The organism is Caulobacter sp. GSs2, assembly GCF_058680895.1.
This window is the reverse complement of record NZ_CM178725.1, coordinates 1,321,457-1,340,315: the sequence shown is the minus strand read 5'-3', so window position 1 is coordinate 1,340,315 and position 18,859 is coordinate 1,321,457. Positions and strand designations below refer to the sequence as shown.

Annotated in this window: 19 protein-coding genes; 14 read left to right on the top strand and 5 right to left on the bottom strand. The window is 68.1% G+C overall.

Annotation, left to right across the window (positions count from 1 at the left end; translation table 11 throughout):
* Window positions 1–319: 319 nt before the first annotated feature.
* The 6 genes from ACW17Z_RS06505 (at window position 320) to ACW17Z_RS06480 (ending at window position 6,261) form a co-directional block, all read left to right on the top strand.
* A complete protein-coding gene (locus tag ACW17Z_RS06505) occupies window positions 320–1,099 on the top strand; it encodes a M48 family metallopeptidase (protein ID WP_492058068.1) in 780 nt (259 codons plus the stop codon).
* A 127-nt stretch (window positions 1,100–1,226) separates the two neighbouring features.
* A complete protein-coding gene (locus ACW17Z_RS06500) occupies window positions 1,227–1,505 on the top strand; it encodes a PepSY domain-containing protein (RefSeq protein WP_492058067.1) in 279 nt (92 codons plus the stop codon).
* Window positions 1,502–2,131: a cytochrome b/b6 domain-containing protein gene (locus tag ACW17Z_RS06495; RefSeq protein WP_492058066.1), complete on the top strand. Its 630-nt coding sequence runs from the start codon at window positions 1,502–1,504 to the stop codon at window positions 2,129–2,131. The genes ACW17Z_RS06500 and ACW17Z_RS06495 overlap by 4 nt, the downstream gene beginning before the upstream one ends.
* Window positions 2,131–2,658 carry a helix-turn-helix transcriptional regulator gene (locus ACW17Z_RS06490; RefSeq protein ID WP_492058065.1) on the top strand — a complete coding sequence of 176 codons (528 nt, stop codon included), beginning with the start codon at window positions 2,131–2,133 and terminating at the stop codon, window positions 2,656–2,658. Before ACW17Z_RS06495 ends, ACW17Z_RS06490 begins: the two co-directional genes overlap by 1 nt.
* 109 nt (window positions 2,659–2,767) lie before the next feature.
* Complete coding sequence (gene clpB / locus ACW17Z_RS06485) at window positions 2,768–5,356, top strand: ATP-dependent chaperone ClpB (protein ID WP_492058064.1); 2,589 nt, start codon at window positions 2,768–2,770, stop codon at window positions 5,354–5,356.
* Between the two features lie 113 nt (window positions 5,357–5,469).
* Window positions 5,470–6,261: a hypothetical protein gene (locus tag ACW17Z_RS06480; RefSeq protein WP_419318176.1), complete on the top strand. Its 792-nt coding sequence runs from the start codon at window positions 5,470–5,472 to the stop codon at window positions 6,259–6,261.
* A 43-nt stretch (window positions 6,262–6,304) separates the two neighbouring features.
* On the opposite strand, the gene ACW17Z_RS06475 is transcribed toward ACW17Z_RS06480, so the two are convergent.
* The gene (locus ACW17Z_RS06475; protein ID WP_419318174.1) at window positions 6,305–6,979 is read right to left on the bottom strand and encodes a GntR family transcriptional regulator; all 675 of its coding nucleotides are present in this window, start codon (window positions 6,977–6,979) and stop codon (window positions 6,305–6,307) included.
* A gap of 12 nt (window positions 6,980–6,991) precedes the next feature.
* On the bottom strand, window positions 6,992–7,144 hold the full coding sequence (locus tag ACW17Z_RS06470; protein WP_492058063.1) for a hypothetical protein: 153 nt from the start codon (window positions 7,142–7,144) through the stop codon (window positions 6,992–6,994).
* Window positions 7,145–7,225: 81 nt separating this feature from the next.
* Between ACW17Z_RS06470 and ribD the strand changes: the two genes are divergently transcribed.
* The 6 genes from ribD (at window position 7,226) to ACW17Z_RS06440 (ending at window position 12,932) form a co-directional block, all read left to right on the top strand.
* Entirely contained in the window at window positions 7,226–8,221 is a 996-nt protein-coding gene (gene ribD, locus ACW17Z_RS06465; protein WP_492058062.1) for a bifunctional diaminohydroxyphosphoribosylaminopyrimidine deaminase/5-amino-6-(5-phosphoribosylamino)uracil reductase RibD, read from the top strand.
* Window positions 8,222–8,231: 10 nt separating this feature from the next.
* Window positions 8,232–8,858, top strand: coding sequence for a riboflavin synthase (locus ACW17Z_RS06460; protein ID WP_419318168.1), 627 nt, complete (start codon window positions 8,232–8,234; stop codon window positions 8,856–8,858).
* Window positions 8,825–10,027, top strand: coding sequence for a 3,4-dihydroxy-2-butanone-4-phosphate synthase (ribB, locus tag ACW17Z_RS06455; protein ID WP_492058061.1), 1,203 nt, complete (start codon window positions 8,825–8,827; stop codon window positions 10,025–10,027). The genes ACW17Z_RS06460 and ribB overlap by 34 nt, the downstream gene beginning before the upstream one ends.
* Before the next feature lie 17 nt (window positions 10,028–10,044).
* The gene (gene ribH, locus ACW17Z_RS06450; protein ID WP_492058060.1) at window positions 10,045–10,512 is read left to right on the top strand and encodes a 6,7-dimethyl-8-ribityllumazine synthase; all 468 of its coding nucleotides are present in this window, start codon (window positions 10,045–10,047) and stop codon (window positions 10,510–10,512) included.
* 277 nt (window positions 10,513–10,789) lie between these two features.
* A complete protein-coding gene (locus ACW17Z_RS06445; protein WP_492058059.1) occupies window positions 10,790–11,371 on the top strand; it encodes an OmpA family protein in 582 nt (193 codons plus the stop codon).
* 169 nt (window positions 11,372–11,540) lie between these two features.
* Window positions 11,541–12,932 (top strand): M20/M25/M40 family metallo-hydrolase, encoded by a 1,392-nt coding sequence (locus tag ACW17Z_RS06440; protein ID WP_492058058.1) that lies wholly within the window; start codon window positions 11,541–11,543, stop codon window positions 12,930–12,932.
* 37 nt (window positions 12,933–12,969) lie between these two features.
* Here ACW17Z_RS06440 and ACW17Z_RS06435 read toward each other — a convergent pair whose 3' ends face one another.
* On the bottom strand, window positions 12,970–13,239 hold the full coding sequence (locus tag ACW17Z_RS06435) for a GNAT family N-acetyltransferase (RefSeq protein ID WP_492058057.1): 270 nt from the start codon (window positions 13,237–13,239) through the stop codon (window positions 12,970–12,972).
* Between the two features lie 11 nt (window positions 13,240–13,250).
* Entirely contained in the window at window positions 13,251–14,441 is a 1,191-nt protein-coding gene (locus tag ACW17Z_RS06430) for an acetyl-CoA C-acyltransferase (RefSeq protein ID WP_492058056.1), read from the bottom strand.
* 223 nt (window positions 14,442–14,664) lie between these two features.
* Between ACW17Z_RS06430 and ACW17Z_RS06425 the strand changes: the two genes are divergently transcribed.
* Window positions 14,665–15,162: a winged helix-turn-helix transcriptional regulator gene (locus tag ACW17Z_RS06425; RefSeq protein ID WP_419318154.1), complete on the top strand. Its 498-nt coding sequence runs from the start codon at window positions 14,665–14,667 to the stop codon at window positions 15,160–15,162.
* Window positions 15,163–15,269: 107 nt separating this feature from the next.
* Window positions 15,270–17,306, top strand: coding sequence for a putative bifunctional diguanylate cyclase/phosphodiesterase (locus tag ACW17Z_RS06420; protein WP_492058055.1), 2,037 nt, complete (start codon window positions 15,270–15,272; stop codon window positions 17,304–17,306).
* A 151-nt stretch (window positions 17,307–17,457) separates the two neighbouring features.
* On the opposite strand, the gene ACW17Z_RS06415 is transcribed toward ACW17Z_RS06420, so the two are convergent.
* Entirely contained in the window at window positions 17,458–18,858 is a 1,401-nt protein-coding gene (locus ACW17Z_RS06415; RefSeq protein ID WP_492058054.1) for an efflux transporter outer membrane subunit, read from the bottom strand.
* Window position 18,859 lies beyond the last annotated feature (1 nt).

Here is an 18,859-nt window from a genome sequence, read left to right as displayed (position 1 = left end):
CTGCGCGGTCAGGATGGCGATATGAGCCACGCTCCGGCTTTCCTGGGTCGCTCAACCGCCGTCGAAACGCCGGCTCCGGCCGCTGAAGGCGAAGAAGCCAAAAAGCCCCGTCGTCGCCGCGCGCCGCGCAGCTTCGAAGGTGGCGAAGGCGCGCCGCCCGCCACGGGGTCAGAAGACGCCTGATCCGCGTCCGCCTGGCAGAGCTTTTGAAAGGAGCCGTGAAAGCGGCTCCTTTTTCTTTGGGCGTCGGGCTGGTTGCATGGAAGCGGGACGGCGGAGATAAGGCTGTGTCGCCTTTGTCACCTGTTGAAACCTGAACATGACCTTCCGTCTTCGTCTGCCCCTGCTGATCGCTGCGGCTTTGGTCGTCGCCCTGCCCCTGGCGGGTTGCGCCTATAACGCCGATCTGGGCCGCGACCAGCTGTTGATCGTCAACGACTCGGGCCTGGCCGCCCAGGGCGAGAAGGCCTGGGCCCAGACCCTGCGCACGGGCAACATCTCCAGCGACGCGCGCAAGAACGCGCGGGTGCGGACGGTGGGCCAGCGCGTGGTGACGGCGGCGGGGCTCAACAACCGGCCGTGGGACTATGCCGTTCTGATCGATGAGGCGCCCAACGCCTTCGTGCTGCCCGGCGGCCATGTCGGGGTGACCGTGGGCCTGCTCGACATGGTCGACAACGACGACCAGCTGGCCGCCGTGATCGGCCACGAGGCGGGCCATGTGGTCGCCCAGCATGCTGCCGAGCGCTACTCCCAGACCATGACCACCAAGCTTTTGCTGGGCGTGGCCGGCGCGGCGGCCGGCAGCTCGACCGACCTTGGCCGGGGGCTGGGCTCCTATGGCGGCGATGCGACCAAGTACCTGTTCCTGCTGCCGTTCTCGCGCAAGCACGAGCTGGAGGCCGACCGCCTGGGCGTCGATTACATGCAGCGCGCGGGCTACAGGCCGGGCGAGGCCGTCACCCTGTGGCGCAAGATGCAGGCCCTGTCGCAGGCGGACGGCGGCGGCTCCGGCTCGCTCGAGATCGCCTCGACCCACCCTTCGGACGCATCGCGCATCGCCGCGCTCCAGGCCTATATCTCCAGCAAGGGCTGGTGACGCGCCTCCTGGCCGGGCGACCGGCGCCGTAAGCAGGCGCTTATCCGCCGGGTCGTAAGCGCCCGGTCAATGGCCAGGGTGGCTCCAGCGCTTCTCCTGATCCCCGTCGCAACAGACGGAGGTTCCCATGCGCAGTCTCTACATCGCCATTCCCTTCCTGACTTTGGCCCTGGCCCAGCCGGCGCTGGCCCAGCCGCGGCTCGGCGAGGTGATCGGGCCTGACAAGGCCCGCGCCCAGGCCAGCCTGGCCGCCCAGGGCTATCGGCTCACCGAGTTTGAAGCCGAGCACGGGCGGCTGGAGATCAAGGCGGTCAAGGGCGAGGGCCGGCTGGAAATCCTGGCCGAGGAGAAGACCGGCAAGGTGCTCAAGGTCGATGCCCGCAAGGGGCGGGGAGATCGCCAATGAGCGGCGCGGTTCCCGCACCGCGCCGCTGGGACCCCCTGGTGCGCATCACGCACTGGGGGATCGCGGCGGCCGTGGTCATCAACCGCCTGGTGACCGAAGGCGGGTCGCAGCTCCACGTCTGGATCGGCCTGGCGCTGGCCGCCCTGCTGGCCCTGCGTCTGGGCTGGGGTTTTGTCGGCCCGGTCGAGGCGCGGTTCGCGTCCTTCCCGCCCAGTCCGCGCCGGGCGGTTGCGCATGTGCGCGACATCCTGGCCGGCCGCCATGTCTCCCACCGCTCGCACAATCCGCTGGGCGCCCTGATGGCCTATGCGCTGTGGGCCAGCCTGGCGGTGGTCATCGCCAGCGGCATCGCCATGACCGGCTTTCCGCCGAAGGTGCATGCCGAGGACGGGGAGCGTCCGGCGGCCGCATCGACCGTCCTTATGGATGAGGACGAGGAAGCGAGCGAGGGCGGCGAAGGCGAGGAAGGCGGCGGGATCGCCGAGGAGGTCCACGAGATCGCGGCCAACCTGCTGCTGGCCCTGGCGGCGCTGCATCTGCTCGGTGTGGCGTTCGAGACGCGCCGCAGCGGTCGTCAGATCGTGCTGGCGATGATAGGCGGGAAGGGCAAGACCAAGGAGCCTTGATGGCCCACAACCCCACCAAGTCCCGCATAGCCTTGGGAGACCGCCTAGCCCCGGCGGTCTCCTTCGTCGTCGCCGTACAGGCGGTGGCGGCCGTGTTCTTCATCGGCGACGCCCTGGCCGATATCCGCAACGCCGGACCCAGCCCGCATATCGTGATCGAGGCGATCATCGCCCTGGCCCTGCTGGCCGGGGTGGCGGTCGGCGCTCTGCAGGTGCGGCGGATGTGGACGGAAGGCCGACGCCGGCAGGCCGCCCTGGCGGTGGCGGCCGGCGCGCTCAGCGAGGTCGCCGCCCAGAGGTTCCGCGACTGGCGCCTGACCCCGGCCGAGGCCGATGTGGCGGTGTTCGCGCTCAAGGGGTTCGACGTGGCCGAGATCGCGGTTCTGCGCGGCTCGGCCGCCGGCACCGTGCGGGCGCAACTGGCGCGCGTCTATGAGAAGGCCGGGGTCAATTCGCGCTCGGCCCTGGCCATCCTGTTTCTGGAAGATCTGATGACCACGCCGGTAATGTCGCCTGAGGCGTCCTAAACATCACCCTGGGGTCTTGTGTGGCAATGTGGCCACACCTAAATCCTCCTTGGGAGGCGTTGTGCTTGATCAAGGCGACGCACCCCGATCCGCCTAAGAAGGGGACACCATGAACATCGATCTGTATTCCGACCGCGCCAAACAGGCCGTCCAGTCCGCCCAGAGCCTGGCCCTGGCCAGGGGGCATCAGCAGTTCGCGCCCGAGCACCTCTTGAAGGTCTTGCTCGAGGAGAAGGACGGCCTCAGCCGCGCCCTGATCCAGAGCGCCGGCGGCCGACCCGAGGCCGTGGACGCCGCCACCGAGGCCTTGCTGGCCAAGACCGCCCGCGTCGACGGGGCCGGCGGCCAGCTCTACATGAAGCCCGACACCGCCCGGGTGTTCGCCGAGGCCGAGAAGGGCGCGAAAGCGGCCGGCGACGCCTTTGTCACCACCGAGCGCCTGCTGATCGCCATCGCCAAGGAAGGCGCGGACGCCGCCAAGGTTCTGAAGGACGCCGGGGCCACGCCCAAGGCGCTGGAAGACGCCGCAAACGCCATCCGCAAGGGCCGCACCGCTGACAGCGCCAATGCGGAGGAAGGCTATGAGGCGCTCAAGCGCTATGCCCGCGACCTGACCCAGGCGGCCCGCGACGGCAAGATCGATCCGGTGATCGGCCGCGACGAGGAGATCCGTCGCACGATCCAGGTGCTGAGCCGCCGCACCAAGAACAATCCCGTGCTGATCGGCGAGCCCGGCGTCGGCAAGACCGCCATTGTCGAGGGTCTGGCCCAGCGTATCGTCAATGGCGACGTGCCCGAAAGCCTGAAAGACAAGAAGCTCTATTCGCTGGACATGGGCAGCCTGATCGCCGGCGCGAAATATCGCGGTGAATTTGAAGAGCGGCTGAAGGCGGTTCTGGGTGAGGTGACGGCCGCCGAGGGCTCGATCATCCTGTTCATCGACGAGATGCATACCCTGGTCGGGGCCGGCAAGAGCGAGGGGGCGATGGACGCCTCCAACCTTCTGAAGCCCGCTCTGGCGCGCGGCGAGCTACACTGCGTCGGGGCCACCACGCTCGAAGAGTACCGCAAGCATGTCGAAAAGGACGCGGCTTTGGCCCGCCGGTTCCAGCCGGTGTTCGTCAGTGAGCCGACGGTGGAAGACACCGTCTCGATCCTGCGCGGCCTGAAGGAGAAGTACGAGGTCCACCACGGGGTGCGCATCTCGGACTCGGCCATCGTCGCCGCCGCCACGCTCAGCAACCGCTACATCGCCGACCGCTTCCTGCCCGACAAGGCCATCGACCTGATCGACGAGGCCTCCAGCCGCGTTCGGATGGCCATCGACTCCAAGCCCGAAGAGCTGGACGAGATCGACCGCCGCCTGGTGCAGCTGAAGATCGAGCGCGAGGCGCTGTCGAAGGAAACCGACGCGGCTTCGCGCCAGCGCCTGGAAAACCTCGAGACGGAAATCGACGATCTGCAGTTCCGCAGCGACGAGATGACCGCTCGCTGGAAGGCCGAGAAGGACAAGGTCGGCGGGGCCGCGCAAGCGCGTGAAGCCCTCGACCGTCTGCGCGCCGATCTGGCGACGGCCCAGCGCGCCGGCGACTTCGCTCGCGCCGGCCAGATCCAGTATGGCGAGATCCCGGCCCTTGAAGCCCGTCTGGCGGCGGCCGAGTCCGTCGACGGCGCGGCCCAGAAGTCGCTGACTCCCGAGGTCGTCGACGCCGAGCAGATCGCCGCCGTGGTCAGCCGCTGGACTGGGGTGCCGGTCGAGAAGATGCTGGAAGGCGAGCGCGAAAAGCTGCTGCAGATGGAGGTCGCCCTGCGGGCCCGCGTGGTCGGTCAGGACGAGGCCCTGGAGGCTGTGTCCGACGCGGTGCGCCGCGCGCGGGCGGGCCTGCAGGATCCCTCGCGTCCGATCGGCAGCTTCCTGTTCCTGGGCCCGACGGGCGTGGGCAAGACCGAGCTGACCAAGGCCTTGGCCGAGTTCATGTTCGCCGACGAGCACGCCATCACCCGGATGGACATGAGCGAGTACATGGAAAAGCACTCGGTCAGCCGTCTGATCGGGGCCCCTCCCGGCTATGTCGGCTATGACGAGGGCGGCGCCCTGACCGAGGCCGTGCGTCGGCGTCCGTATCAGGTGGTGCTGTTCGACGAGGTCGAGAAGGCGCACCCGGACGTCTTCAACGTGCTGCTGCAGGTGCTGGACGATGGTCGCCTGACCGACGGCCAGGGCCGCACGGTCGACTTCCGCAACACCCTGATCATCATGACCAGCAATCTCGGCTCCGAATTCCTGGCCAATCAGGAAGACGGGGAAGATGTGGACGCGGTGCGGCCGCAGGTGATGAACGTGGTGCGCGGTCACTTCCGGCCCGAGTTCCTCAACCGGATCGACGAGATCATCCTGTTCAAGCGGCTGGGCCGGGCCAACATGGCCGACATCGTCCGCATCCAGCTGCAACGTGTCGAGAAGCTGCTGGCCGACCGCCGCATGACCCTGGCCATCGACGCCGAGGCGCTGCTGTGGCTGGGCGAGAAGGGTTACGACCCGGTCTATGGCGCGCGCCCTTTGAAGCGCGTGATCCAGAAAGAGCTGGTCGACCCTATCGCCCGGCGCTTGCTGGCCGGCGAACTGGAAGACGGCGGCGTGATCTCCGTCGGCGTCCTGGACGGGGTGCTGGCGGTGGGCAAGGCGACGTTGCAGTAGGTTTGCAGGCGGGCGCTCCGTCCAGGAGCGCCCGCTTCCCTCGGCCATTCGACTCCAGAGACCATTGGTCTATGGTTTGGCCACGCGCCATTGGCAGGCCCTGGGGGGGAAGCATGACCGCCTATTCGACGACCGAGACGCCGCTGCCCCGGCGTCCCGATTTTCCGTACCGCCATCCTTGGGACGCCTGGTTCTTTCCGGCCTGCGTGGCGATCTTTTGGGTCGGGATCATCATGGGCTTTGGCAGCGACGTCCTGCGGCGCGCCCAGGCTGGCCCGCTGTCCTTCCCGCTGGTCATTCACGTCCATGCGGTCGCCTATACGGGCTGGCTGGTTCTGCTGACCACCCAGCTCACCCTGATCCGCAAGGGACGAGCGGACCTGCATCGCAAGCTGGGCCTGTCGAGCCTGATCCTGTTCGGCGCCATGCTCGTTTTGGGGCCGATGGCGGCGTTTACGACCCAGGTGGCGCGCTTCGGCGGGCCCAATGAGGACACCGCCTTTCTCGCGATCCAGCTTGGCGGACTGGTCAGTTTCGCGGGCCTGATCGTGGCGGCCTTCCTGGCGCGCAACAACAGCCCCTTGCACAAGCGCCTGATCCTGCTGGGCACTCTGGCCATCGTCGACGCCGGCTTCGCCCGCTGGGTGGGCCCCTATTGGGGGCCGTTCCTGGGGCCGTTGCTGCGCTCGCCGTTCTGGACGGACTATCTGATCAACTATGGTTCTACCCTGGCCCTGATGCTGGCGATCGGCGGCTATGACCTGATCACGCGCGGTCGGGTGCTCGTTGGTTATGTGGTCGGACTGGTCTGGGCCATGGGCTGGCACCTGCTGATCGTAACGGCCTATTTCAACCCCGGCTGGGGCGCTTTCACCCATGGCCTGATCGGCGCCATGGCGCGCTAGCCACGCGGACGCCAGCGGCCCCGGGCTCCGGGCCGTCGTGTTCTCAGGCGCGCTGGGCGCTGGGCGGATCGCCGATCAACAGAGCGCAAGCGGCCTCGGCGGCGGCGGGATCGCGCAGGGCGATGGTCTCCGCCAGCGCCCTGTGCAGCGCCACGTCCCGCATCTGGTCCGCCTGCGACTGCTTTTCCATCTGCCAGATCCAGTAGCGCGTCGCGGTGTTTTGCAGGGCGATCACGAAGCGGGCCAGGGTCGCATTGTGCGTGGCGAAGGCCACCGCGCGGTGAAAGCTGTGATCCATCGCCAGCATGGCGCGGAAGTCGCCGCTGGCGATAGCGGCCTCGGCCTGATCGAAGGCGCCGGTAATGGCCGGCAGATCCTGCGGGCGGTGATTGCGGGCCGCCAGGGCCGCCGTGCGGCCCTCCAGCATCCGCCGCACTTCAAAGGCCTGCTCGATCTCGGTGATGTCCATCGGCGCGACGACGGTGCCGACGCGGGGGCGACGGACAACCAGTCCTTCGATCGCCAGGCGACCCAGGGCGTCGCGGACCCCCGACACGCCGCCGGCATAGCGCGTCGCCAGCACCTTTTCCTCGAGCACCTGCATGGGCTGCAGCTGGCCCAGAATGATATCCATCAGGATAAGCTCGTAGAGTCGCGCCTTCTGGAGGCCGGGAGCCCAGTCGCCATAGGGTTCAACGCTGTTGAGCGGACCCTTCATGACCGCATCCGGCTAAAACGCTGCATGGTCGAGCTCCTGGGGCGTCGGTGGCGGAGCCGATTGCGGCTCGCCGCCGAAATAACGCGATAAAACAAAAACCTGCAGCAAAAGACATGAGCCGATCATCACGACCTTTGCTCTAGAGCCAAAAGCTTTCGAGGTCATTGGCGTGACCTCTAACATGTTAGAGTTTCCAAAAAGGATGCGTGCTTGAAGCCTGCGGGGCGGCGGCTCTAGGTCTGCGGCATGTCGCCAGAGACCCATCCTCCGATCTGTTCTGTGCTCCAGGGTTTCCGCAACGCCCTGACGGTCGCCGAGGGCTTTGCCGGGGCGACGGCGCCCAATCCGCCTGTCGGCTGTGTCGTGCTGGACGCCGAGGGCGAGCTGCTGGCCGCCGCCGCGCATCAGCAGGCCGGCGGCCCCCACGCCGAGGCCGCCGCCCTGGCCGCCTGCCGGGAGGCCGGGACCTTTGAGCGTGTTCATACGCTGCTGGTCACGCTTGAGCCCTGCAATCATCACGGCCGCACGCCGCCGTGCGTCGAGGCGATCCTGGCGAGCCCGGCCCAGGCCATCTGGATCGCCGCGGGCGATCCCAATCCTGCGGTCGTGGGCGGAGGCGCGGCGCGGCTTGCCGCCGCCGGACGCCAGGTCTTTGATCTGCAGGCCCAGAATGATCCGCAGGCCGCCGCCCTGGCCCGCCGGGCCCAGCGCCTGATCGCTCCGTTTGCCACGTGGTCCAACCGCAGACGGCCCTGGCTGACCCTGAAACAGGCCCTGACCCGGGACGGCGGCATGATCCCGCCCCCTGGCGCCAAGACCTTTACCTCCGGCGCGTCCCTGACCCTGGCCCACGGGCTTCGCCGCCGGGCCGACGCCATAGTCACCGGCTCGGGGACCATCCTGGCCGACCAGCCGGAGTTCACGACCCGGCGGGTGGTTGATCCGCGTCGGAGTCCGCGACGCCTGGCCATTCTGGACCGTCGCCGCCGGACGCCCGCCGACTACATGCTGGCCGCTCGGGCGCGGGGCCTGGAGCCCAGCCTGCACGATGACATCCCGGCCTTGCTGGCGGATCTCGCCGCCTCGGGCGCGCTGGAGGCCTTGGTCGAGTGCGGCCCGGTCCTGCTGGCGGCGTTTCTCGAGGCCGGCTTGTGGGACGAGCACGTCGTGATCCGCCAGGCCGCTGAAGCCGGGCAGGCCGACCAGGTCGACATTCTGACCCGCATCCCATTCCGGGTCTGAAGGAGCGCTGATGTTTTCCGGAATTATCGAACAGGTCGGCAGGATCGAGGCCATCGCGCCGGAGGGGGACGGGGCATTGCGCCTGACCCTCGGCACAGGCTTTCCCGATCTGGAGCTGGGCGAAAGTGTCGCCGTCAACGGGGTCTGCCTGACCGTGGTGCGCCATGACGCGCAAGGCCTGGCCGATTTCTTCGTCAGCCCCGAAACCCTGGCCCGGACCAATCTGGGGCGCGCGACGGCGGGGGGCGCCGTGAATCTCGAGCGCGCCGTGACCCTGGCCACCCGTCTTTCTGGGCATCTGGTTCAGGGCCATGTCGACGGCGAGGCCCATCTGGTCGAGGTGATCGATGATGGCGGATCGTGGCGCATAGGCCTGAGCCTGCCTGCCGCCCTGCACCGCTTCTGCGTCGAGAAGGGCTCGATCGCCCTGAACGGCGTCAGCCTGACTCTCAACAGCGTCTCGCCCTGCGACGCTGGCGGCCGGTTCCTGATCGGCCTGACCCTGATCCCCCACACCTGGGCTCACACCAACCTGAAGTCCGCCGCGATCAACGACCCGATCAATGTCGAGGTCGACGTGCTGGCCAAATATGTGGAGCAGCTATGTCACGCCTATCTGAAGCCCTCGAACGCCTGAAGACCGGCGGCATGATCGTCCTGGTCGATGACGAGGATCGCGAGAACGAGGGCGATCTGGTCATGGCAGCCCAGTTTGCCGACGCAGCGGCGATCGCCTTCATGGCGCGCCGGGCCAGCGGGCTGATCTGCCTGACCCTGGCGGCCGAGGCCGTCGATCGGCTGGGCCTGCCGCCGATGGTTTCGGACAATCGCACTAGCCGCCAGACCGCCTTCACCGTCTCGATCGAGGCCGCCGAGGGGGTCGATACGGGCATATCGGCCTTTGACCGGGCGCTGACCATCGCCGCGGCCGTGGCCCCGGACGCCAAGGCGGCGGACCTGGTCTCTCCAGGCCACATCTTTCCGCTGCGGGCCCGTCCGGGCGGGGTCCTGGTGCGCGCCGGCCACACCGAAGCCTCGGTGGATCTGATGACATTGGCCGGGCTGCAGCCTGCCGGCGTGATCTGCGAGATCATGAAGGACGACGGGACCATGGCCCGGATGCCGGATCTCGAGGTCTTCTGTCGCGAGCATGACATCCCGCTGCTGACCATCGCCGAGCTGGTGGCCCATCGAAAGGCGACCGAGCTGCTGGTCGACGAGGTGGCCTCGGCTCGCCTGCCGTCGGAGCACGGCGGCGCTCCCTTCGAGGTTCGCGCCTTCCGCGGCCGGATTGACGGCGTCGAGCATCTGGCGATGGTCCGCGGCGCGCTGACCGGCACGCCGCTGGTGCGGGTTCATTCCGAGTGCCTGACCGGCGACGCCCTGGGTTCGCAGCGCTGCGACTGCGGCGCCCAGCTGCAGGAAAGCCTCAGGCAGATCGGCGAAAGCGGCAACGGCGTCCTGCTGTATCTGCGCGGCCATGAGGGGCGGGGCCTGGGCCTGGCCAACAAGATCCGCGCCTATGCGCTGCAGGACGAGGGCCTCGATACGGTTCAGGCCAACCACGCCCTGGGCTTCCCCGCCGATCAGCGCGACTATGGCGTCGCCGCCCAGATGCTGCGGGCGCTGGGCGTCGAGCGGGTCAACCTGCTCAGCAACAATCCCCGCAAGGCGGCGGGTCTGCGCGCCAACGGTGTGGCGGTGAGCCGGGAACTGCCGCTGGCCATTCCCGCCAACCCGCACAACGCCGCCTATCTCGACACCAAACGCGAAAAGCTCGGCCACAGCCTGGCCCGCGCCTCCTGATCAGCAAAGAGCGTCCCATGACCACCACCCCCTCCGCGCCGCGCATTGCGATCGTCGTCAGCAGCTTCAACCCCGAGGTCACCGATGGCCTCCTCAAGGGCGCGCTGGACCTGCTGAAGGCGCGCGGCGCCCCTGTCGCCGCCCGGGATATCATCCACGCCCCCGGCGCATTCGAGCTGCCCCTGATCGCCCAGACCCTGGCGCGTTCGGAACTCTATGAGGGCGTGGTCTGTCTGGGTTGTGTGATCAAGGGCGACACGGCGCACTTCGAGTTCATCAGCCTGGCCACCAGTCTGGGCCTGATGACCGCAGGACTGTCGACCGAGACCCCGATCACCTTTGGGGTGCTCACCACCTATACCGACGAGCAGGCGTTGGTGCGCAGCCGCGACGACGCCGAGAACAAGGGGCGTGAAGCCGCCCAGGCCTGCTTTTCCACCCTTCAGACCCTCAAGAAGATTCGAGCGCAGGCCTGGGGCGAATAGGGCTGCTCTGGTCCTCCCGGGCGCGATACTGTCGATGGAACATTGAAAGCCCTGTCGGCTCACCTCGTGCTTTTTCAGCCTCCGGCGACGATTTCAGGGGTTTGCCTGAATGTTTTTCGGCGAGGAACAAGCCGGAGGCTTCAGCGTTTGCGCGCGGTATTTAAGTCACTGAAATTCTTGCGCCAGTCCGGCTTAAATGCCGTCATGAACCCGCCCCGTTTTCGCCCAGATGAGCTGGCGGTTTCGCCGCTCGGATCAACGAGCGAGGCCCCGGCCCATGATGCTAACCCTCAAGACTTCCGCCCTGAAGACCGCAGCGGTCTGCGCCCTGATCGCGGGCGGCCTGGCCGTCAGCGGCTGCGCCACCAAGGACTATGTGAAGACCCAGGTCGGCGTGGTTCAGACCCAGGTCGGCGACCATGACGTCAAGCTGGGCGAACTGGACAAGACCTCCCGCGAGGCCCTCGACCGCGCCACCGCCGCCGGCAAGCTGGCGGAAGGCAAGTTCATGTACTCAATGGTTCTGAGCGACGACTCCGTGAAGTTCCCGGTCGACGCCGCCACCCTGTCGCCGGAAGCCGAGCAGCGGCTGACCGAGTTCTCCGAGAAGCTCAAGGGCGAGAACAAGAACGTCTATCTGGAAATCCAGGGCCACACCGACAATGTCGGCGAGCCGGCCTACAACGACAGCCTGGGCGCCAAGCGCGCCGAGACGGTGCGCAAGTTCCTCAGCCAGCGCGGGATCGCGCTGAACCGCATGGCCACCATCTCCTACGGCGAAGACGCTCCGGTGGTCGCCAACGACACCCGCGAGAACCGCGCCCAGAACCGCCGCGTGGTGGTGATGGTGCTGTCCTAAGTCCTGTTGCCGGCGCGGGTCGCTGCGCGCCGGCGGCCTGTGACGGGCGGCAGGCGCGGGCAGGCCCTGTGGACTCTGAGCGGGCCGACCGTCCGGCGCTATTGTCGGAATGGCTTGTCGGACGCCTCGGAGGGCGGCAACTTGCCGGCTTCGCGTTTCCGGAGTCGCCATGCGCCTGCCCCTCGTTCTCGTCGCCGGCCTGTTGCTGGCCACACCGACCCTGGCGGCGGAGGTTCCGGCGCCGTCGAACGACCAGCCCCTGCTGCGGGTGATCGCCGCCGATGTCGACGCCAAGGCGCTGGAAAGCACCATCCGCTCGCTGGTGGGTTTCGGCACCCGCCACACCCTGTCGGAGACCAAGTCCGACACCCGCGGCATCGGCGCGGCCCGCCGCTGGGTGAAGACGCGGTTCGAGACCATCAGCAAGGATTGCGGCGGCTGCCTGACGATCCAGACCCCGTCCGAAGTGGTCACTGGCCGCCGCGTGCCCCAGCCGACCGAGGTCATGAACGTCCTGGCCATCCAGAAGGGGACCACTGACCCCGATCGGGTGATCATCATCGCCGGCCATCTGGACAGTCGGGTCAGCGACGTCATGGACTTCACCAGCGACGCCCCCGGCGCCAATGACGACGCCTCCGGCGTGGCGGCGGTGATCGAGGCGGCGCGCATCCTGTCGAAACACAAGTTCCCCGCCACCCTGGTCTTTGCCGCCCTGTCGGGCGAGGAGCAGGGGCTCTATGGCGGGAAAATTCTCGCCAACTACGCCCGCGCCAATGGCTGGAAGGTCGAGGCCGACCTCAACAACGACATCATCGGCAACAGTCGCGGCCAGAGCGGCGTGATGAACAACACCCAGGTGCGGGTGTTCTCGGAAGGCACCAAGGCTGTCGAGACCCCCGAGCAGGCCAACAGCCGCCGCTACAATGGCGGCGAGGTCGACAGCCCGTCGCGCAATCTGGCCCGTTATCTGGATGGCCTGGCCGACCGCTACCTGAACAACTTCGATGTGGTGATGGTCTATCGCACCGACCGCTATGGCCGGGGCGGCGATCAGGTGCCGCTGCTGGAGGCCGGCTATCCGGCCGTGCGGGTGACCGAAGCCGCTGAGAACTATGACCGCCAGCACCAGAACCTGCGCACCGAGAACGGCCGGCCTTATGGCGACACGATCGAGGGTGTGGACTTCGCCTATCTGGCCCAGGTGACCCGCCTGAACACGGTCGCCATGGCCTCGCTGGCCTCGGCGCCGGCGCCGCCTTCGGGCGTGAAGATCGAAGGCGCCGTCAGCCCCGACACCAAGGTTTCGTGGGCGGCAACACCGGGCGCCGCCGGTCACCGCGTCTGGTGGCGCGGCACGACCGAGCCGCAGTGGGTGCTGAACCGCTGGACCCCTGGCCCGGCGACGAGCGCCGTCCTCAAGGACGTGGTCATCGACGACTTCTTCTTCGGCGTCTCATCGGTGACCAAGGACGGCTGGGAAAGCCCCGTGGTGTTCCCGGGCGCAGCGGGCAGCTTCGAGAGCCCGCCACCGGTCGCGGCAGCTCCGGCCTCCAAATAGCCGCCCTCCGGATCGCCGGTAAGAGCGGGTTGTGGGGTTATGCGATCAGGTCCGGATCGTTCCGCTTCAGCCACGCCGCCGCGTAGGAGCAGATCGGGACGATCTTCAGATCCTCGGTCCGCGCGACCTGCGCCACCTGGGCCATCAGGCGCCCGGCCGCGCCCTGGCCGCGCAGGGCCGGGTCGCTCTCGACATGGGGGATGACCAGGCGGCCGGGTTCGCGGCGGTAGTCTACGAAGGACAAAAGGCCGCCGGTCTCCAGCTCAAAGCGGCCAAGGTCGGGATTGTCGCAGAAGGCGTCGGTCATGGCCGCGTATCCTAGACCAGCTCGATGGCCATCGCCGTGGCCTCGCCGCCGCCGATGCACAGCGAGGCCATGCCCTTCTTGCCGCCGCGCGCCTGAAGGGCCGAGATCAGGGTGCACAGGATGCGGGCGCCTGACGCGCCGATCGGATGGCCCAGGGCGCAGGCCCCGCCGTTGACGTTCAGCTTGTCGGGCGAGAAGCCCAGCTCCTGCTGCGCGATCATGGCGACCACGGCGAAGGCCTCGTTGACCTCCCAGAGGTCGACATCGGAAACCTCCCAGCCGGCCTTCTTCAGCGCCTTGCGCATGGCGGGGACCGGGGCGGTGGTGAACAGGCCGGGCTCATGGGCGTGGGCGGCGTGAGCAGCCACGCGGGCGACAACCTTCAGGCCCAGACGGTCGGCGACGCTCTGGCGGGTCATGACCAGGGCGGCGGCCCCATCGCTGATCGAGCTGGAATTGGCCGCCGTGATGCCGCCGTCGCGGCTGAAGGCCGGACGCAGGGTCGGGATCTTGGCCGGATCAGCCTTCAGCGGCTGCTCGTCCTGGGCCACGATCTCGGTGCCCTTGCGGGTGGTGACGGTGACGGGGGTGATCTCGGCCTCGAAGGCGCCGTTCTGGATAGCGGCCTTGGCCTTCATCAGGCCCCGGGTGGCGTAGTCGTCCATGGCCTCGCGGCTGAACTGGTAGGTCGCGGCCGAGTCCTCGGCGAAGGCGCCCATCAGCTTGCCGGGGGTGTAGGCGTCCTCCAGGCCGTCGAGGTACATCGAATCCCACATCTGGTCGTGGCCGATGCGGGCGCCCGCGCGGTGCTTGCTCAGCAGGTAGGGGGCGCCGGTCATGCTCTCCATGCCACCGGCCACGATCAGGTCGACGCTGCCGGCGGCCAGGGCGTCATGGGCCATGATCGCCGCCTGCATGCCGCTGCCGCACATCTTGTTGACCGTGGTGGCCTCGACCGACAGCGGCAGGCCCGCGCCGACCGCCGCCTGGCGGGCCGGGGCCTGGCCGAGACCGGCCGGCAGCACGCAGCCCATGATGATCTGCTCGACCAGATCGCCCGAGACGCCGGCCCGTGCGATGGCCGCCTTCACCGCCGTCGCGCCCAGCTCCGTCGCCTTGACCCCGCCCAGCGCGCCCTGAAAGCCGCCCATCGGCGTGCGGGCGAAAGAAACGATGACGACAGGATCGAGGGAGGCGGACATGGACGGTCTCCGGATTAGTGGAATTCGGGGTGGAATAAACCCTGACTGCACAGACCCGCGCAAGCGGTTTGCGGAAAGGGGAGGCGATCACGACCATGCAAGGATCGGCTATCGCCTCCCAAGGCGCAACCGAGAGAGTCAGTTGTAATTAAAAACCAATACCGTTCATCCTCAAACGCAACGCTCTCTTGCATTCCCCGGCGGAACACCGCACCTTTGCCCAATGGGCCGCACCGCCGACTATACCAATGAACGCTGCAGCATCGCCGCCACCCTCGAGGTCGTGGGTGATCCGTGGACCTTGCTGATCCTCCGCGACGCCTTCGCCGGCGTGAAGCGTTTCGAGCAATGGCAGGAGCGCCTGGGTGTCGCCCGAAATGTTCTAGCCTCGCGCCTCAAGACCCTGGTCGCGCACGGCGTGATGGAGGCCCAGCGCTATTCAGAGCGCCCGCCGCGCCAGGAATATGTGCTCACCGCCAAGGGGCTGGACCTCAGCCCCGTGCTGCTGACCATGGCCGAGTGGGGCGACCAGCACGTCTATGGCCTTGGAAATGGTCCGGTGCATTTCGTGCACAAGACCTGCGGCCATGACTTCCATCCGCGACTGGCCTGCGAGGCTTGCGGCGAGGTGATCGACCGCCGCGACCTGCGCAGGGTGGTCCATGAGACCTCGCGGACGGTAGGCGAAGCCCTCGAAGCGGTGAAGGTCGCCGCCGAATAGTCAGGCCGGGGCGCGGGACACTGTGCCGCAGCTGACCTTGAACTCAAGCTTACCGAATATTTAGGGCTTGCCCTTCACCGTGCTCGGAAGCCCGGGGGCAGGCATAGATGGCGATCATCAAGATAATCGCGAGGCTCTTCGCGATCCGACGAGACCGTCCGGAACTTCTGGTCGCCCAGGCGACAGCGTTCTCACGCCAGGCGCCGATGATGTACCTGGTTGTTCTGGTCAATGCGATCGCGCTTGCCGTCACCCACTTCCACGCCGCGCCGCCTGCCCTGACGATTGGCGGTCCCGCGGCGCTGATCCTGGTCAGCGGCTGGCGGATGCTGGGCTGGTGGCGGCTGCGAAAGAGCGGCATGGACGTCGAGCGGGCTGCGAAGATGCTGGGCGGGACCGTGGCGGCCGCGGCCGTGCTGGCGATCGCCTTCACCGGCTGGTCGCTGTCGCTGTACGCTTATGGCGACGCCTATCAGCAGAGCCATGTGGCTTTCTACATGGCCATCACCGTGATCGCCTGCATCTTCTGCCTGATGCACCTGCGGGCCGCAGCCCTGACGGTCACCCTGTGCGTGCTGGGCCCCATGACCCTGTTTTTCGGCCTGACCGGCAATCCGGTGTTCGAGGCCATCTCGATCAATGTGGTGGTGGTGGCCGCCGTGATGATCGTGATCCTGCTGATCCACTACCAGGAATTTTCCGACTTGGTGGAATCGCGCACCGCCCTGATCGAAAAGGCCGCCCAGGCCCAGTTGCTGAGTGACGAGAACGATCGCCTGGCCAATCTGGACAGCCTGACGGGCCTGCCCAATCGCCGCCGGTTCTTTACCGAGCTGGAAGCTCATGTGGCCCGCGCCCGGCGTCATGACCGCAGTCTGTTGGTCGGGGTTGTCGATCTGGATGGCTTCAAGCTGGTCAACGACGCCTTTGGCCACGCTACGGGCGACCGCCTGCTGACCGAGGTTGGACGACGTCTGCAGGCCTTCGGCTCGCCGCCGCTGTTTGCGGCCCGTCTGGGCGGCGACGAATTTGGTCTGATTATCGACGCGCACCTGTCGCCCGCCGCGATCAAGACCCTGGGCCGCGATCTTTGCGAGCTGCTGCGCACCCCCTATCGCCTGCCGGGCGTCACCGCCCAGGTCGGTGGGTCCGTCGGCTTCTGTCCGTTCCCGGGCGGGGGCCAGACGGGCGAGCAGCTGTTTGAACGCGCCGACTACGCCCTCTATCACGCCAAGCAGAACCTGAAGGGTTCGGCCGTGCTGTTCGACGAGCGCCACGAGGCCGACATCCGCGAGCTGGGCCAGGTCGAGCAGGCCCTGCGCCGCGCCGACCTGGACGCGGAGATGCATATCCACTTCCAGCCCATCGTCGACACCAGCGCCAAGCGGACCATCGCTTTCGAGGCCCTGGCGCGGTGGTCAAGCCCCGAGCTGGGCGAGGTGCCGCCGACCGTGTTCATCAACGCCGCAGAGCGTTCGGGCCAGATCGTCGAGATCACCCGCGTGCTGGTCGCCAAGGCCCTGCGCGCGGTGCGCAGCTGGCCGATGGACATGCGGGTTTCGATCAACCTGTCGGCCCGCGACATCGCCTCGATGGAGACCGTCAGCCGCATCGTCGACATCGTTCTGGAAAGCCAGGTCGCGCCGCACCGCATCGATTTCGAGATCACCGAGACGGCCATCGTCTGCGACTTCGACCAGGCCCGCGCCGCCCTGATGACCTTCCACGGTCTGGGCGTTCGCACGGCGCTGGACGATTTCGGCACCGGCCATTCCAGCCTCAGCCATGTGCGCCTGCTGCCGCTGGACAAGCTGAAGATCGACTCCAGCTTCATCGCCGACATCGACCATCACGCGGCCAGCGAAGACATCGTCAAGACCATGCTGCAGCTGTGTCGCAACCTGCGGATCGACTGCATCGTCGAAGGCGTCGAGACCCAGGAGCAGCTGGACAAGGTGGTGTCGCTGGGCGGGGTCGTCATGCAGGGCTATCACTTCGCTCGGCCAATGCCGGCCGCCAGCGTCGCGACCTACCTGGCCGAAGAGGCCGCCATCGCGATCGCCCGCAACGGCCTGCGGCCCAGCGCGGCCCAGCGCGCCGCGCGGATCTGGTTCGACGAGGACGGCCTGCAGGGCCTGGGTTAGGCGCCGGCCTCTTTCACCGCAATTTGCCCCTGAATAGGGGAAGAGGCGCGCCCCGGGCTTGGGGGGGAGGAGCGCGCCTCTTCGGGTTCGCCGTCATCGGGGGGATGAGGCGAACCGCGCCCCGGCCGTCGCCGGGGTGGGATAAGGTCCGTCAGGCGGCGGGAGCGCCGCCGCCGAGGACCTTGTAGAGCGTGACGAGATTGCTCGCCCGGACCAGCCGCGCCGCGATCAGGCCCTGCTGGGCGCTGTAGAGGGTGCGCTGGGCGTCCAGCAGCGTCAGGCTGCTGTCGATGCCGGCGTCCCTGCGGGCCCTGGCCAGGCGCTGGCTGTCGGCGGCCGCGGCGACCAGGCGTTCCTGGGCCGACACGCGGTCGGCCACCGTGTCGCGCACCGCCAGGGCGTCGGCCACTTCGCGGAAGGCCGTCTGCACGGTCTTCTCATAGGTGGCCACAGCGATGCCCTGGCGGGCCCTGGCGCTGTCCAGCCCGGCCTTGTTGGCCCCGCCGGCGAAGATCGGCAGGCTGATGCTGGGCGCGAAGCTCCAGGCGCCCGAGCCGCTCTTGAACAGGTCGCCCAGCTCGCCGCTGGCGCCGCCCGTCGATCCGGTCAGGGCGATGCGCGGGAAGAAGGCCGCGCGGGCCGCGCCGATATTGGCGCTGGCGGCGGCCAGCTGGTGCTCGGCGGCCAGCACGTCGGGGCGACGGGTCAGCACGTCGGAGACCACGCCGGCCGGCAGATCGGGCATGATCTGGGCCGTCACCAGCCCGCCGGCCGGCAGCAGATCAGCCGGGACATCGGCCCCGACCACCAGACGCAGGGCGTTCCGGTCCTGGGCCACCTGGGCGACATAGGCGGCGACATCGGCCCGGGCCTGTTCGGCCAGGGTCTGAGCCTGGCGCAGATCCAGCGTCGAGGCGGCGCCGGCGTCGACCCGGCTCTGGGTCAGTTTCAGCGACTCGTCGCGCGCGGCCAGGGTGTCACGGGCCAGGGCCAGCAGGTCCTCGTCGGCGGCCAGGGTCAGCCAGGTTCCGGCCACTTCGGAGATCAGGCTGATCTGGGCGGTGCGGCTGTTCTCGCGAACGGCCAGCCAGTTCTCGAGGGCGGCCTTGTTGAGGCTGCGGACGCGGCCAAACAGGTCCAGCTCATAGCCGGTGAAGCCGACACTGGCGCTGTACTGCTCGGTCTCGATGGCCGAGCCGGTCTGACTGACCGAGGCCGGGGTGCGGGCCCGCGAGCCGGACACGCCGGCATTGATGCCCGGCAACAGGGCGGCGCGCTGCACGCCGTACTGGGCGCGAGCCTGCTCGATATTCAGCAGGGCCACGCGCAGGTCGCGATTCTCTTTCAGGGCCAGGTCGATGGTCGCGGCCAGGCGCGGATCCTCGAACACCTCGCGCCAGCCCAGATCGGCGGCGGACGCCGTCTGGGCCGGTTGCGGGGTCGGCCAGGTCTGGGCCACCGGCAGGGTCGGTCGCTGATGCGCCGGGGCCAGGGTGCAGGCGGTCAGCGCGGTGGCCGCCAGCAGGGTCAGGGTGAGGTTGCGGATCAGCATT